Source organism: Vibrio sp. 704 (genome assembly GCF_033339295.1).
Genome location: NZ_JAWOUH010000453.1, coordinates 1 through 694, shown reverse-complemented (window position 1 = coordinate 694; position 694 = coordinate 1). Strand labels below are relative to the sequence as shown.

At 42.4% G+C, this 694-nt stretch carries 1 protein-coding gene and 1 pseudogene; both read left to right on the top strand.

Annotation, left to right across the window (positions count from 1 at the left end):
- On the top strand, nt 1-333 hold a 333-nt coding region (locus R7R24_RS27050; protein ID WP_318120168.1), incomplete at its 5' end, for a DUF2987 domain-containing protein.
- 190 nt (nt 334-523) lie between these two features.
- Nucleotides 524-694, top strand: a pseudogene (locus R7R24_RS27045) (tRNA 2-thiocytidine(32) synthetase TtcA); the annotation flags it as partial.

The following is a 694-nucleotide window of genomic DNA, read 5'->3' as shown; positions in this document are numbered from 1 at the left end:
CGATGTGATTATTCTTTAGTTGTTATGACGAAAGAACCGTTACAGGGTAGCGTTTCTTACGAGCAACTGAAGCCATTAATGCCTCAAATGCAGAGCATGTTAGAGGATTTAGGGGGGATGTTTGCTGGATGGTTCACACCTGAAGTACAGGGCGTCACAATGGAGTTTGCCAACGAACTGAACGGTAAGATCGTTTTTTCAAATGGACAAGAGAAGGCGATTGTTAACGGTAAAGTGCAGGTTGCTTTGAGTGAAATTGGCGAAGGTGGAACAATAACGTTACCGGAACCAACGATGAGAGTGCTTCCTTATTTGCCCCAAGCAAAGAAATAGCACTATCTTCACGAAAGAGCCGCATTCGCGGTTCTTTTTCTATTCTATGATGATAATTCAGCGCACTTATTTTCTTATCCTTCAATACAAACATTTAATCCTGCTGCAAAAGCCCGTATAATCCACGCCCCAAAGAAACCCATGTTAGGAAGTCCTACTGTCGATTTTATCGGCGATGTGAGAGCCCGCAATGAACCAGAAAGATACAAGAAAAGAAACCCTTGAATTCAACAAGCTTCAAAAACGTTTGAGAAGAAATGTTGGAAATGCCATTACAGATTACAACATGATCGAAGAAGGCGATGTTGTCATGGCATGCATAAGCGGTGGTAAAGACTCATTTGCGATGCTCGATATCCTG